General features: G+C 36.7%; 15 protein-coding genes. 12 read left to right on the top strand and 3 right to left on the bottom strand.

All coding sequences use genetic code 11. The features are described from left to right. Positions 1-16: 16 nt before the first annotated feature. Complete coding sequence (yhfH, locus tag ACWPVE_RS02965; RefSeq protein ID WP_453990571.1) at positions 17-145, bottom strand: protein YhfH; 129 nt, start codon at positions 143-145, stop codon at positions 17-19. A gap of 277 nt (positions 146-422) precedes the next feature. Between yhfH and ACWPVE_RS02960 the strand changes: the two genes are divergently transcribed. The 7 genes from ACWPVE_RS02960 (at position 423) to aceA (ending at position 8,242) form a co-directional block, all read left to right on the top strand. Continuing rightward, complete coding sequence (locus ACWPVE_RS02960) at positions 423-1,154, top strand: MBL fold metallo-hydrolase (RefSeq protein WP_453990570.1); 732 nt, start codon at positions 423-425, stop codon at positions 1,152-1,154. Positions 1,155-1,160: 6 nt separating this feature from the next. Next, positions 1,161-2,150, top strand: coding sequence for a lipoate--protein ligase (locus ACWPVE_RS02955; RefSeq protein ID WP_453990569.1), 990 nt, complete (start codon positions 1,161-1,163; stop codon positions 2,148-2,150). A 169-nt stretch (positions 2,151-2,319) separates the two neighbouring features. Further along, positions 2,320-3,873 (top strand): fatty acid--CoA ligase family protein, encoded by a 1,554-nt coding sequence (locus tag ACWPVE_RS02950; RefSeq protein ID WP_453990568.1) that lies wholly within the window; start codon positions 2,320-2,322, stop codon positions 3,871-3,873. A 126-nt stretch (positions 3,874-3,999) separates the two neighbouring features. Next, positions 4,000-4,776, top strand: coding sequence for an enoyl-CoA hydratase (locus ACWPVE_RS02945; protein ID WP_453990567.1), 777 nt, complete (start codon positions 4,000-4,002; stop codon positions 4,774-4,776). Positions 4,777-5,053: 277 nt separating this feature from the next. After that, the gene (locus tag ACWPVE_RS02940) at positions 5,054-5,356 is read left to right on the top strand and encodes an MGMT family protein (RefSeq protein WP_453990566.1); all 303 of its coding nucleotides are present in this window, start codon (positions 5,054-5,056) and stop codon (positions 5,354-5,356) included. 151 nt (positions 5,357-5,507) lie between these two features. Then, positions 5,508-6,770 carry a M48 family metallopeptidase gene (locus ACWPVE_RS02935; protein ID WP_453990565.1) on the top strand — a complete coding sequence of 421 codons (1,263 nt, stop codon included), beginning with the start codon at positions 5,508-5,510 and terminating at the stop codon, positions 6,768-6,770. Between the two features lie 194 nt (positions 6,771-6,964). Beyond that, on the top strand, positions 6,965-8,242 hold the full coding sequence (aceA, locus tag ACWPVE_RS02930; protein ID WP_453990564.1) for an isocitrate lyase: 1,278 nt from the start codon (positions 6,965-6,967) through the stop codon (positions 8,240-8,242). A gap of 79 nt (positions 8,243-8,321) precedes the next feature. On the opposite strand, the gene ACWPVE_RS02925 is transcribed toward aceA, so the two are convergent. After that, the gene (locus tag ACWPVE_RS02925) at positions 8,322-8,555 is read right to left on the bottom strand and encodes an IDEAL domain-containing protein (protein WP_453990563.1); all 234 of its coding nucleotides are present in this window, start codon (positions 8,553-8,555) and stop codon (positions 8,322-8,324) included. 108 nt (positions 8,556-8,663) lie between these two features. On the opposite strand from ACWPVE_RS02925, the gene ACWPVE_RS02920 reads away from it, so the two are divergent. Next, on the top strand, positions 8,664-8,924 hold the full coding sequence (locus ACWPVE_RS02920; protein ID WP_453990562.1) for a hypothetical protein: 261 nt from the start codon (positions 8,664-8,666) through the stop codon (positions 8,922-8,924). A gap of 257 nt (positions 8,925-9,181) precedes the next feature. Next, positions 9,182-9,706 (top strand): competence protein ComK, encoded by a 525-nt coding sequence (locus ACWPVE_RS02915; RefSeq protein ID WP_453990561.1) that lies wholly within the window; start codon positions 9,182-9,184, stop codon positions 9,704-9,706. A 63-nt stretch (positions 9,707-9,769) separates the two neighbouring features. Here the strand turns inward: ACWPVE_RS02915 and ACWPVE_RS02910 are convergent, their stop codons facing one another. Further along, positions 9,770-10,135, bottom strand: a complete 366-nt coding sequence (locus ACWPVE_RS02910; RefSeq protein WP_453990560.1) for a hypothetical protein — start codon at positions 10,133-10,135, stop codon at positions 9,770-9,772. Positions 10,136-10,304: 169 nt separating this feature from the next. On the opposite strand from ACWPVE_RS02910, the gene ACWPVE_RS02905 reads away from it, so the two are divergent. The 3 genes from ACWPVE_RS02905 (at position 10,305) to lepB (ending at position 14,321) form a co-directional block, all read left to right on the top strand. Further along, positions 10,305-12,296: a S9 family peptidase gene (locus tag ACWPVE_RS02905; RefSeq protein WP_453990559.1), complete on the top strand. Its 1,992-nt coding sequence runs from the start codon at positions 10,305-10,307 to the stop codon at positions 12,294-12,296. A gap of 646 nt (positions 12,297-12,942) precedes the next feature. Continuing rightward, positions 12,943-13,563, top strand: a complete 621-nt coding sequence (locus tag ACWPVE_RS02900; RefSeq protein ID WP_453990558.1) for a TVP38/TMEM64 family protein — start codon at positions 12,943-12,945, stop codon at positions 13,561-13,563. A gap of 197 nt (positions 13,564-13,760) precedes the next feature. Next, positions 13,761-14,321, top strand: coding sequence for a signal peptidase I (gene lepB / locus ACWPVE_RS02895; protein WP_453990557.1), 561 nt, complete (start codon positions 13,761-13,763; stop codon positions 14,319-14,321). Positions 14,322-14,341: the final 20 nt, after the last annotated feature.

Raw genomic sequence — 14,341 nt, 5'->3', positions numbered from 1 at the left:
CCTGAGCCTTCCTTTTTTATTTGATTTCATTGCAATGATCGCATTTATTGCCGTAGCACTCATGTTGCTCCTCAATCTCATGGCCACACTCAACACATTTTTTTGGCGGCAAGTTTTTGAAAAATTCTGTACTTTTTACTAACATTTTAACCCCTCCGTTTGTTTTCTCCGCATATACGGGTAGTCAAGGACCCCTATTATGTGGGCTTCAATTCCCAATCAGTGGGGATAAGAATCCCTTCTTCTGATTGTTGGTTTCGCTTTATTGTTTATAGTGTACTATAACAGTTTAAAATATGTCAATAACTGTTTTGTAACAATTTTCGCTAATAATGCATTTTTTTTTCGTTTCGATTATAGTGGTATTGGATGGGGTAAACCATTAAAGAAGAGTGGAAGTAAGAACAAGGAGAGGTGATTCTATGAAAGTAACGGTAGTTGGTTTCTGGGGTGGTTTTCCAGCAGCAAATGAAGCCACATCTGGATATCTATTTGAACATGAGGGGTTTCGTTTACTCGTTGATTGCGGAAGTGGTGTACTAGCACAGCTTCAAAATTATATAACAATAGATGAACTTGATGCGGTAATTTTATCTCATTACCATCATGATCATGTAGCAGATGTCGGTCCCATGCAGTACGCAAAACTCGTAACGAATACAATACATAACAATCAAAAAGTACTTCCGATATATGGCCATATGGCTGATCAAGACGGCTTTTCAAAACTAGAGTATAAGGGGCATACAAAAGGTATTGCATATGATCCGAAAAAAACAATTGAAATTGGACCATTTTCCATCTCGTTTATGGAAACGAAACACCCTGCAGTATGTTACGCAATGAGGATTTCAGCAGGTGAACAAACAGTTGTTTTTTCTGCTGACTCAAGTTACTTAGAAGAGTTTATTCCTTTTACCGAAGATGCAGACCTGTTTATTTGTGAATGTAACTTATACGCAGAACAAGATGGTTCTAATATGGGTCATATGAATAGCACGGAAGTTGGAAAAATAGCAGCTGCAGCCAATGTGAAGGAGCTTTGGATTACACATTTGCCACATTACGGACAACATCAGGACTTAGTCAATCAAGCTATACAACAATATAATGGACCTATCAAATTAGCAAAATCTGGATTAACTTGGGAGTGAAAAGCTATGTTATTTATCGACAATAAAGGTATTACCGATCCACAAATCAATCTAGCAATTGAAGAATATGCACTGAAAAATCTCGACATAAATGAAACGTATTTATTGTTTTATATTAATGCTCCATCAATCATCATTGGGAAGAACCAAAACACGATTGAAGAAATTAATACTCAATATGTTGAGGAAAATGGTATCAAAGTAGTGCGACGCTTATCAGGCGGAGGAGCTGTGTATCATGATTTAGGAAATCTAAATTTCAGCTTTATTACAAAGGATGACGGGGAAAGCTTCCATAATTACAAAAAGTTTACTGAGCCGGTCATTGAAGCATTACATAAGCTTGGTGTAAATGCACAACTTAGCGGACGAAATGATATTGAGGTTGAAGGTAGAAAGATCTCTGGGAATGCCCAATTTTCAACAAGAGGTAGAATGTTTAGCCATGGTACTCTTATGTTTGATTCTGAGATTGATCACGTTGTATCAGCTTTAAAAGTAAAGAAGGATAAAATAGAATCAAAAGGAATTAAGTCTGTAAGAAGCAGGGTTGCAAATATCAGTGAATTCCTAACTGAACAAATTACGATTGAAGAATTTAAACAGATGCTACTACGGTACATTTTTAACTCGGATGGGGACATTCCTGAATATAAATTGACTGAACAAGATTGGGAAAAAATCAATGAAATTTCCAAAGAACGTTATCAAAATTGGGATTGGAACTATGGAAAATCACCTAAATTTAATTACCAACATACACATCGTTTCCCAGTTGGTTCAATTGATGTGCGACTTGAGGTTCAAAAGGGTGTCATTGAAAATTGTAAGATTTTTGGTGACTTTTTTGGTGTTGGGGATGTAGAGGAAATCGAAAATCAGTTAATTGGAAAAAAATACGAAAAGGCTGAATTGGAGAAGGCACTTGAAAACATCGATATATCACATTATTTTGGTAAAATTACAAAAGAAGATTTTATCCAATTAATTTACTGATTCATATGAAAAACAGGTAGGATTCTTTATTTGAATCTTACTTGTTTTTTTGAAAAACTGTTCTAAATATTCTTGATAGAAAAACTTTCTTTCAATATAATAAATTATGTATATTATTATTAAGTATAATGAATGAGTATTCATTCATAAAGTATAGGGAGGGAGAAAGTTGAATTTATCATTACGACTAAGGGAAACAGCAAAGAAATATTTTGACAAGCCAGCATATATTTTTCAAGGAAATGTAAGTACATATGCTGAATTAGATGGTGCAGTAACGAGATTTGCAAGCGGGTTAGAAAAGTTAGGGATTAAAAAAGGAGACCATATCGCTTTAGTATTGGGGAATACTCCACACTTTGTCATTGGATTTTACGGTGCTCTCAGGGTAGGAGCAACCGTTATTCCGATAAATCCCATTTATACACCTGATGAAATTGGATATATCGTGAATAACGGTGATGTTAAGGCTGTAATTACATTAGACTTGCTTGTCCCACTGTTTGAAAAGATGAACGAACACCTTCCGAAAATTGAACACCTCATTGTATCCGAAACACCTCAAGGGACAAATAGTGAATTAGATGTTTCAAAGTTATCAATCTATCCTAAAATGAAATCGTTTTCAAATGTCGTTAGAGCAGGAGAAGTCACTTTTGTTGGACCAGCTCTAGACGACAATGATGTCGCTGTTATCTTATACACTTCAGGAACAACCGGGAAACCTAAGGGAGCCATGTTAACACAGATGAACTTGTATAGTAATGCAAGGGATGTTGCGGAGTACCTGAAGATTTCTAACTCTGATCGTGTTATCACAACATTGCCGATGTTCCATGTTTTCTGCTTAACCGTAGCATTAAATGCTCCACTAATGAATGGGGGAACGATGCTAATCGTGCCTAAGTTTAGTCCAAAAGAAATCTTTGAAATCGCAAAAGAATATCAAGCAACTGTTTTTGCAGGAGTACCAACGATGTATAATTTCCTTTTACAGTATCCCGAGGGGAATCCTGAGGACCTACGTTCACTACGTTTATGTATCTCAGGCGGCTCAGCGATGCCTGTAGCTCTGTTAAAAAGCTTTGAGCAGAAGTTCAATGTGTTAGTATCTGAAGGGTACGGTTTGTCCGAGGCATCACCAGTAACTTGTTTTAATCCATTAGATCGTCCAAGAAAGCCAGGTTCAATTGGGGCGAATATTGTAAATGTTGAAAATAAAGTAGTTAATGAAGATGGAGATGAAGTTCCAATTGGTCAGGTTGGTGAACTCGTCGTCCGTGGACCGAATGTGATGAAAGGCTATTATAATATGCCTGAAGAAACTGCTGCAACATTACGTAATGGTTGGCTTTATACTGGTGATTTAGCAAGAATGGATGAAGAAGGCTATTTTTATATCGTTGACCGTAAGAAGGACATGATTATTGTCGGGGGATATAATGTATATCCGAGAGAGGTAGAAGAAGTTTTATATAATCATCCTGATATAGTTGAAGCTGCAGTAGTTGGAGTGCCAGACCCAGAACAGGGAGAGGCAGTTCTGTGTTATGTAGTTAGAAAGAATGATCGTTTAACAGAAGAGAATCTCCTTGCATATTGTCGAGAACATTTAGCAAAGTACAAGCTTCCAAGTAAGATTGAATTCATTGAAGAACTACCTAAAAACACGACTGGAAAAATACTTCGACGAGCATTGAAGGATTTAGTTATGAATAAGTAAGTTTTAAAGGAACAGGTCAAGTCGACCTGTTCTAATTTTTTTAAAATAAAATTTGTTAAAGGAATTTTTCTATTAAAAGCGAAATAGGATGTAAGCGATTCAAAATTAATAGTAAGAGGTGGAACCATGACTACAGTAACATACCGAGTTGAAAATCATATCGCAACTGTCACACTAAATCGCCCAGAAGCGCTAAACAGCTTTAATTATGAGATGCTTAAAGAACTAGATGAGGTAGTTGAGCATATCCGTACAAATGCAGATGTAAGGGTTGTTATCTTTACTGGCTCAGGTGAAAAGGCATTTAGTGTAGGTGCTGATTTAAAAGAGCGAAAAACCTTAAATGAAGAACAGGTCAGAAGAAACGTTTATAAAATAGGATCAGTCTTTGAGAATATAGGAAATCTACCACAGCCAACAATTGCTGCTGTTAATGGATATGCGTTTGGAGGTGGTATGGAGCTTGCCTTAGCTTGTGACTTCCGAATTTCAGTAGAAGATACTCAAATGGGATTAACAGAAACAAGTCTTGCCATTATTCCTGGTGCTGGAGGAACACAGAGGCTTCCGCGCCTGATTGGTGAAACGAAAGCACTTGAACTGATATTAACCGCAAAACGAATAACTGCAATCGAAGCAAAAGAACTCGGAATTGTTTCGAGTGTCGTACCACGTAATGAACTCTTGGAAGAATCTTTGAAATTTGCAAATGAAATGTTGAAAAATGGACCGCTTGCCTTACAGCAAGCTAAGTTTGCAATAAAAGAAGGAATGAATACAGACTTACATACAGGTCTTAAAATTGAACGTAAAGCCTATGAAGTGATTATCCCAACCGAGGACAGAGTCGAAGCATTAAATGCTTTTAATGAAAAAAGAAAACCTATTTATAAAGGAAAATAGAATGGATTGGGCGTCTCAGTGCTGAGGCGCTTTTTTAGATTTCTCTAACGCCGATAGAGTTTTATAATGTTGATAGAAATGAAAAAAAAACTGATAGAATTAGATTATCGTCTAAACAGCGAATATAACAACAATAGCTCGTGTGTTATGGGACGCAACTAAAAATCAATGCAGGATGAGGAATCCTCCAATATTGGAGTTTCGCTTAATCATTTAGTTTTCTAGTTCCATACATGTAGTAAGCATCAAGTCATTCTAACGTAAGGGAATCATCCATATGCAACCATTTACTGAAAATGTGATTCAAATTATAAGTCAAATACCACAGGGCAAGGTCATGACGTATGGACAGATTGCACGTCTATCAGGGAGTCCTAGAGGTGCAAGACAAGTTGTGAGAATCCTACATTCCATGAGTAAAAAGCATAATTTACCTTGGTTTCGAGTTATAAACTCCAAAGGTGAAATTGCCATTAGAGACGAAGAGACGCGTACCGCCCAAATCATCTTTTTAGAGGATGAAGGAGTTGAGGTCGTAAATGGTTCAATCGATCTTAGTAGATATCAATATCATCCCTAAAAAGAGCCTAGAATAAATCCCTAGGCTTACTACGTTTTATTAGTTGTCCATCCTGTCAAAGATAGGACAAGAGAAAAGTCATTGTTCTAACTGGCCTCACTTTAAACTAAAATAATAAAAGAAGAGGTTGTACATAAAGGGGGACAGCTTAGTGAAGAAGGTAATTAGTTGGTCACTTGGAATTTATCTGGTCTTTGGCCTGTTTATAGCCTGGTATTTATTTTTTGGAGCAAATACGGATATCCCGTCACAGCTACAAGGAAGTCCAGCAGACCCACAGACATTTATGAGTGATCGTGAGCTATTGTTAAGTGAAGAGTATTCACAATTTCGAAACCTTTTGTTTTTCTTGTCAGTACCATTTGAATGGCTCATTTATACATTGGTTCTCGTAATCGGGATTTCAGCAAAATTTCGAGATTGGTCTAAAATATCAGCTAAATTTTCGATTCTCCAAACGGCGATTTATTTATTCTGGCTTTCCTTGTTGGTAGAGGTTTTATCATTTCCTCTTTCATGGATAAGTTATAATGTCTCCAAGTCATATAACATAAGTGTCCAGTCAACGCAAAGTTGGATGAAGGATTTATTAATTGATTTTTGGGTGAATTATGCCTTAATGATTGTGATTGTTGGCGTTTTGTTCTGGTTAATACGCAGGAATGAGAAAAGATGGTGGTTTCATGCTTGGTTGCTATCCATCCCGTTCTCACTGTTTCTCATGTTTGTACAGCCAGTTATTATCGACCCACTTTATAACGATTTTTTCCCATTAACGAACAAAGAACTTGAAACGAAAATTCTTGAGTTAGCAAGTCGCGCGGATATTCCAGCAGATCATGTATTTGAAGTAAATATGTCAGAAAAGACAAATGCACTTAATGCATATGTAAATGGAATTGGCTCCAATTCTAGGATAGTTTTATGGGATACTACTCTCGAAAGGTTGAGTGAAGACGAAATTTTATTCATCATGGCCCATGAGATGGGGCATTATGTGATGAAGCATATATATTTCGGAATTGCTGGCTATTTGCTATTAACTTTTGTTGGGTTATTTATCATTAGTAAACTCATGAACTATATGATACGAAAATGGGGACATATATTTAAAATTTCAAGTGTAAAAGATATTGCAGTTCTTCCTGTGTTTCTCTTATTAATTTCTGTTCTGAGTTTTGTTTCAGATCCTGTTTCAAATGCAGTTTCAAGACATCAGGAAAAGTCAGCTGATTTGTATGCTATTGAAATGACTAATGATAACGTGGCGGCAGTCTCGACATTTCAAGAATTATCAAAAGCAGGACTAAGTCAAGTGAATCCGCCGTTCCTAGTGAAAATTTTTAGATATGGGCACCCTACGATGCTTGAGCGAATTACGTATATAAACGAATTTGAAAAGAGTGACAAATAACCCAAATAGCCTTGTTTACAGAACTATTTCTGTGAGCAAGGCATTTTTCGTTTTCTGTTGTTATAGTACAGAATAACTATTTTTAAAATTGTTATATAAAATTTTCAGAAATATATTCCATTTTTAAATGTTCTGTTATACAATACATTTATAATTATTAATCTGTAGTATAACAATAAAGGGAGGAAAACAAAATGACAAATGAAAGAGTTGAAAAATTAAAAGAAAGCTGGGAAATGGATTCAAGATGGAAAGGGATTGAAAGACCTTATCGTGCAGAAGATGTGATTCGTCTACGTGGATCAATTGATATTGAACATACATTGGCACGAAGAGGCGCTGAAAAGCTTTGGAATCTTCTTCATACGGAAGATTATATTCATGCTTTAGGAGCTTTAACAGGAAATCAAGCTGTTCAGCAGGTAAAAGCAGGATTAAAAGCCATTTATTTAAGCGGGTGGCAAGTAGCTGCTGATGCAAACTTATCTGGACAAATGTATCCAGACCAAAGTTTATATCCTGCTAACAGTGTACCAAGTGTGGTAAAACGAATTAACCAAGCATTACAACGTGCTGACCAGATCCAGCATTTAGAGGGAGAGGGAGATATTGATTGGTTTGCTCCGATTGTGGCTGATGCAGAAGCAGGTTTTGGTGGACAGTTGAATGTATTTGAGCTAATGAAAGGAATGATTGAAGCGGGAGCTGCTGGAGTACACTTTGAAGACCAGCTTTCCTCCGAAAAGAAATGTGGACATTTAGGTGGGAAGGTATTATTACCAACACAAAATGCAGTACGTAATTTAATTTCTGCACGCTTAGCTGCAGATGTAATGGGAGTTCCAACGATAATCGTAGCACGTACAGATGCTGATGCTGCAGACTTAATTACAAGTGATATTGACCCTGTTGATCAGCAATTTATTACGGGTGAACGAACACCAGAAGGTTTTTTCCGAACAAAAGCGGGAATGGACCAAGCAATTGCACGTGGCATAGCCTATGCACCGTATGCTGACTTGGTTTGGTGTGAAACGTCCGAACCAGACCTAGAACAAGCTAAGCGATTTGCGGATGCCATTCATGAGAAGTTTCCTGGTAAGCTATTAGCCTATAATTGTTCTCCATCATTTAATTGGAAAAAGAAGCTTGACGATGAAACAATTGAGAATTTCCAAAAGGAAATCGGTAAGATGGGTTACAAATTCCAATTTGTCACGTTAGCAGGATTCCACTCATTAAATCATAGTATGTTTGAACTAGCCAGGGGTTATAAAGAAAGAGGAATGGGAGCATACTCAGAGCTCCAACAAGCTGAGTTTGCAAGTGAAAAATATGGTTACACAGCAACAAGACATCAGCGTGAGGTAGGGACTGGATACTTTGATGAAGTGGCACAGGTTATTACAGGTGGAACATCTTCGACTACGGCACTCAAGGGATCTACGGAGGAAGCTCAATTTACGAAGTAGTGCACACCGCACGAAAAAACTGGCTAACATTTGTTAGTCAGTTTTTTATGTGATTGAAAAAAGCATCACCGTCATTGTACTACGTTTTACTATATAATTTGCGGTATTCTGCAGATGCCTTCATAAACAACCCTTCATTGTTAGCATCAATTGCTTCATTCACCTTTTTTTCTAATAGTTCTTTTTTTCGTTTAAATAGGCTCTCATCAATAACCATTTGAATATAGATATCTAATACTGATTCTTTAGGTGCTTTAAGTGCCTTCGTACCCTGTGACTTCATGATTTCTGAATATGTTTTTCTTTTTTTCATGAAAGCTCACCCCTAAATCCTTTTTATTAGTATATTTAGCAGGGGGGAGAAAATCAACTGAATTTTTTGACTTTTTAAAAATTAAGTTGGAATATAAAAGAATATTACATGATATTTTGGATTTTTAAGCATGATAATAGTGGAGGTGGAAAAAAATTGAAAAATAACAATAAGCAATTAACTCATGATATACCGATGAACACACCATTAAATCCAGTTTTTGGAATGTCGAATACTCTTGATACTAATAATCCGTTTCTTTCTGAATCGGCATATGCAGGTAATTCTATTGATGAACACACCACATTAGAACAAGCTAACGCCTATTTAGCTGAAAAAGAATTAGGACAAATTAATGAGAACTCCTGAGAAATACGCAATAGTGTACTTATCTTATGAAAAGATTTGTTTATGACTTTGAATGGATGATACTTATATAGAAAAGCACAATATAAGTGGGTTTCTTTTAAAATGGTTATTGGAAGATCAAAAGAGTATTTTAAAAAGAAATCCACTTTTTCTTTATGAACATTTTGTGAACCGACTAGTTATAAATACCTATAAATGATAATATGTAAGTGCTTCCATCAGTTGAATAATAGAACAAATCGAGAGGGGTTGAGTACATGGAAGTTAAGCATTCAAATTATTTAATGGAATATGAAATTAATCCAGACACTATGGCAGTACTACCAATTGAAATAGGAAATAATACCTGTTCGAGAGTACTTGAAGTGGAAGGTGAATATGTTGTTGCCATGAAGCCAACCGAGATTGTCGACAGAAGCTGCCGTTATTTTGGAAGTTCACTTAAAGGTAGGCAAGAAGGGACACGTGAAATTATGGGAGTAACCCATAAAGCACCAATCATTGTTGAAGCGTCTAATAAAATTTTCCTGTTTCCAACAGCCTCCCCAACGAAGCTTGATTGTGCATGGCTCTCACATAATTATGTTTCAGATTGTAATTATAGTTTACATGAGAAAACAACTGTTATTTTTACAAATAAACAGGCAGTCCAATTGCAAATTTCGAAAGGTTCCTTCCAAAATCAACTACATAGAACTGCACAACTGCGAACCATTGTCACCAATAGAATGGATAAACCAAAGAAACGTATCAAATTTGTCTTAAACCCCCAAAATAATTAAACTTACCAAAAAATGTCCAATTATTATTAAATGAATCTATCAGTACGTTTGCGATAAATGTATCTACTCACTTGTATTTTTTTTGATGAAATAAGCTTCAAGAAGTTGTTGAACCTCATTTCGAATCCGTGGGTTAAAATAATTATGCTCCTCTTCATAGCCTCGATACATGAATGAAAATAAGGTAAATGCCTCATCTCTTTGTTTTTCCCATACCTTCATATTTTTCTTTTTCATTTGTTGTTTGATTGTATAGAGGTCTTTTTGAACCATCTTCATTGTATGTTCAAGTAGCTGGAGATACGGCTTTTTTAACTTAAAGCCAGCCGTTTCTATTACTGAAAGATCACGGTTAAGGATGGTAAGAACCATTGGCAAAAAGATGGCTTTTTCAAAAATATCACGGTCATCTTCTGGTATTCTTGTCATGATTACCCCTCTTTTTAGAACATATGTTTGTATACATACTATAATATATTTTTTAAGAAGAATCAAGAAGAGTGAAGGAGAATTTATTTCAAATGTCGAAATACTTTTGGAAGGAATATAAAAAGTAAACTACTTTGACAATTAATGAGATAAAGGACGGGAGCTAGAGATGACAGAACAAAAGCCTAGAGGTATCGTTGCAGAGGATTTATATGAATTAAAAACAGTGAATGATCCACAGTTTTCACCAGATGGACGCAAGTATGTATACGTTGAGACTGAGATTAATAAAGAAAAGCATGAGTATAATTCACATTTATATGTAGGGACAGTTGATGGAAAGATCACTCAATGGACATATGGGGATGTTAGAGATGGCTCACCACGTTGGTCTCCTGATGGAGAAGTGATTGCATTTGTATCAAATCGTTCAGGTAAACAGCAAATCTATGTTATGAACGCTCACGGTGGCGAGCCTAAACAAATTACATATTGTGTTAATGGTGCGCGAAATCCAGTTTGGTCACCAGATGGCACAAAGCTCTTGTTCACAACTTCGTTAGCACCAGATGAAAGCATTTCAGATAAAGACGAAAAAAAGAAAGATGAAGATGAGAAAAAACTTGAACCAATGGTAATCGAGCGAATTCGCTATAAATCAGATGCTGCTGGGTTCTTAGATAATAAAAGTCAACACCTTGCAGTAGTTGAAGTGGCTACTGGAAAAGTGGAGCAACTCACATCAGGAGAATATGATTATACCGCGGGTTGTTGGTCACCAGACGGGACAAAAATTACATTCGTAGGTGATATCAGTGAGGATTCAGATTATAATTTGATTTCTGACATATACGTCATGACCATTAACGATAAAAGTTATCACAAGATTACAGGGAGTACTGGAAATTTCGGAAATCCATCTTGGTCACCAGATGGCAAGTACATCGCATTAATTGGCCATGAACAAGAATTTGCAGGTGCTACATTACCTAAGATTTACCTATATACAGTCGAAAATGCAGAATTAATTTGTTTAACAAGTGAGTTAGATGCCTATGTTGGTGATTGTGTAGCTGCTGATTTCCAATTAGGTGGTTCAAATCCAGGAGTCATTTGGAATGAGGACAGCAGAAGTTTTTACTTTATCCTCTCAAACCATGGCAGCACAGGGGTTTATTATGGGTCAATAGAGGGAGAAATGTATCCTTCCCTTTTTGAAAATCAGCATGTATTCGCATTAACAGTGAACAACCATAAGGCTATTGTAGGGATTAGTAAACCAACAGAGCCAGGGGATCTCTACCATTTGGATTTGAGTACGGGTGATATCAAACGACTCACAAATGTAAATGAACCTTTTTTACAGGGAGTTGAATTGTCAGATGCAGAACCGTTTACATTCCATGCCCCAGATGGCTGGGAAATAAATGGCTGGGTGATGAAGCCATTTGGCTATAAGAAAGGTAAAAAATATCCGACCATTGTCGAAGTACACGGTGGACCACATGCAATGTATGCTAATACATATTTCCATGAGTTCCAAGTATTAACGAGCAAAGGTTTTGTCGTTGTCTTTACAAACCCTCGTGGAAGTCACGGCTATGGGCAACATTTTGTTGATGCCGTTAGAGGTGATTACGGTGGTAAGGACTATTTAGATGTAATGGCAGCAACAGATTATGCTGTCCAACATTTTGAATTTGTCGACGAAACGAAACTTGGTGTAACTGGAGGGAGTTATGGTGGTTTCATGACTAACTGGATTGTTGGACACACAAAACGATTTAAAGCTGCTGTAACACAACGTTCCATTTCAAACTGGATCAGTTTTTATGGTGTAAGTGATATTGGTTATTTCTTTACGGATTGGGAGCTAAAAGGGAATCTACTTGAAGATGCTGAAAAACTCTGGGATCATTCACCACTCAAATATGTGGGAAATGTGGAAACACCGTTATTAATCATTCATGGTGAGCGTGATTTCCGCTGTCCAATTGAGCAAGCCGAACAATTTTATGTAGCATTGAAGCATCAAAAGAAACCAACAAAATTTGTACGTTTCCCAGGAGCCAATCACGAATTATCACGAAGCGGAAATCCAAAACTGAGAATATCTCGTCTCCACCATATTAAAGACTGGTTCGTTGAATATCTTAATTAAGATGCAAAAAGACACTGGTGCAAAACGAGGCAGCTGAAAAACTTACGTTTTTTATAGGTGATTAAATTGATAAATCAAAAAAGACGACTAAAATTCATTTTTTGAATTAAAAGTCGTCTTTTTTATGCATATGATACCATTTCACCCTGGGTTATACGAAAGAGAAGTCCACAAGTTCATTCATTTTCCGTAGCATATTATCCTGCGGAACGACAATATCATAGATTTGCATAAACGGACTAAAAGTCATTGATTGTTGTTTTTGAATCATAGAACCCACCCACATAGAATTGATACAACCATTATATAATGAAAAAAGGTATTATTTTCTCAAATTCAGAGAAAATAATACCTTTTTAACTAATGTTGATTGGAGCGGAAGGCACGAGACTCCTGCGGGAAAAGCGTGGCCAGGGGAGACCCCGCAGGAGCACAGCGACGAGGAGGCTCCCGGACCGCCCGCGGAAAGCGAGTGGCTGCAGCGGAAATCAACACCAATTTTAGAAAGGGACTTTTTCAGTGCCCTCGTGCAAAACTAGTGTCTTTTTCTGTAGATTAAACGAAATATTTTGGTAGTAATGTCCAATTGGGTGTACAATATTAGTAATCATATATTTAGCATACGCTTAATGTTGAGGAGATACATATGGATATAGAAACAATTAAAGAACTCATTACATTGAAAAATATAGAAGAATTACTAGGGGAATACCGGTCATTTGGTCCGTTGCCAGGAATACTTCTTCCGATGCTAGAAGCGTTCTTACCGTTTTTGCCTTTAGTTGCATTTGTGGTTGCGAATGCAAATGCGTTTGGACTTTGGCTTGGTTTTTTATATTCGTGGATAGGTGCGATCGGAGGATCTCTTCTTGTCTTTTTTTTAGTTCGTAAGTATGGTCAAAAACGTTTTTTTTCGTTTGTAAGTCGCCACAAAAAAATAAAAAGTCTTATAAATTGGGTGGAAAGGCATGGGTTTGGTCCGTTATTTCTTTTACTATGTTTTCCGTTTACCCCATCTGCAGCGATTAATTTAGTTGCTGGACTCTCAAGGGTCAGTACAGCCCAATTTGTATTAGCCGTTTTATGTGGAAAATTAGTCATGATATTCACCATTAGTTTCATAGGCTATGATATACGAGCTCTTTACCAACAGCCAGTCCGAACGATTATTGTAGCCGTTATTATTTTTATACTTTGGATTGTTGGGAAAAGGGTGGAAGCATGGCTAAAGGTAAAGCCAACTCGGCTGAAAGAAGACGAGGCCTAACTTAATCTAGACATCGCACCCTATAAGTTGAAAAGAGGCAAAATAGTTACTATTTTAGTTAGAGAGTAATCTCCAAACTAAATAAAGTTAGGAACCTCCACCGAAGCCATAGGATATTCAACGGGTACATTTTGAGAAAGCGCGGGAGTACTCAACGAACAAACGCTAAGGCGTATTTGAGTAGAGGGGGAGTCAGAGTGGAGGGATCTAAAACGGAGAAAAAATCAAACCTTTCTTTCGTTAAATCCATAGGAATCAGCTTGATTATTGTTGTTTTTTTACGAGCGTTTTTTTTTACAAACTACATCGTCGAGGGTGAATCGATGATGCCAACTCTTGAGGATGGAAACCTCTTAATGGTCAACAAGATTGGGATCAAGTTGGGAGAGCTTGACCGTTTTGATATTGTAGTTTTCCATAAAAACAAAGAGGAGGACTTTGTAAAAAGGGTCATCGGTTTGCCAGGTGATCATATTGAATATCAGGACGATGTACTTTATGTAAATGGAAAAGCTGTTTCTGAGCCATTTTTAGACTCCTTTAAAAAAGAACTTTTCATTGGTCAATTAACAGGAGATTTCACCCTTGAAGAAGTAACGGGAGAATCAACTGTGCCTGAAGATCAACTTTTTGTCATTGGTGATAATCGCTTAGATAGTTGGGATAGCCGTCATTTTGGATTTGTAAAAATGGACCAGGTGGTTGGGAAGGTAAATATCAAATATTGGCCATTCGATAAAATAGGAATCCTTCATTAAAAACACTTACCTACTTAATA

The sequence above is a fragment of the Bacillus nitroreducens genome, assembly GCF_964021195.1.
This window is presented reverse-complemented; position numbering and strand designations above follow the sequence as displayed.

Coding starts and splice junctions, on each gene's coding strand:
- yhfH (WP_453990571.1), bottom strand. CDS start 145: ATGTTAGTAAAAAGTACAGAATTTTTCAAAAACTTGCCGCCAAAAAAA.
- ACWPVE_RS02960 (WP_453990570.1), top strand. CDS start 423: ATGAAAGTAACGGTAGTTGGTTTCTGGGGTGGTTTTCCAGCAGCAAAT.
- ACWPVE_RS02955 (WP_453990569.1), top strand. CDS start 1,161: ATGTTATTTATCGACAATAAAGGTATTACCGATCCACAAATCAATCTA.
- ACWPVE_RS02945 (WP_453990567.1), top strand. CDS start 4,000: ATGACTACAGTAACATACCGAGTTGAAAATCATATCGCAACTGTCACA.
- ACWPVE_RS02940 (WP_453990566.1), top strand. CDS start 5,054: ATGCAACCATTTACTGAAAATGTGATTCAAATTATAAGTCAAATACCA.
- aceA (WP_453990564.1), top strand. CDS start 6,965: ATGACAAATGAAAGAGTTGAAAAATTAAAAGAAAGCTGGGAAATGGAT.
- ACWPVE_RS02925 (WP_453990563.1), bottom strand. CDS start 8,555: ATGAAAAAAAGAAAAACATATTCAGAAATCATGAAGTCACAGGGTACG.
- ACWPVE_RS02920 (WP_453990562.1), top strand. CDS start 8,664: ATGATATTTTGGATTTTTAAGCATGATAATAGTGGAGGTGGAAAAAAA.
- ACWPVE_RS02915 (WP_453990561.1), top strand. CDS start 9,182: ATGGAAGTTAAGCATTCAAATTATTTAATGGAATATGAAATTAATCCA.
- ACWPVE_RS02910 (WP_453990560.1), bottom strand. CDS start 10,135: ATGACAAGAATACCAGAAGATGACCGTGATATTTTTGAAAAAGCCATC.
- ACWPVE_RS02905 (WP_453990559.1), top strand. CDS start 10,305: ATGACAGAACAAAAGCCTAGAGGTATCGTTGCAGAGGATTTATATGAA.
- ACWPVE_RS02900 (WP_453990558.1), top strand. CDS start 12,943: ATGGATATAGAAACAATTAAAGAACTCATTACATTGAAAAATATAGAA.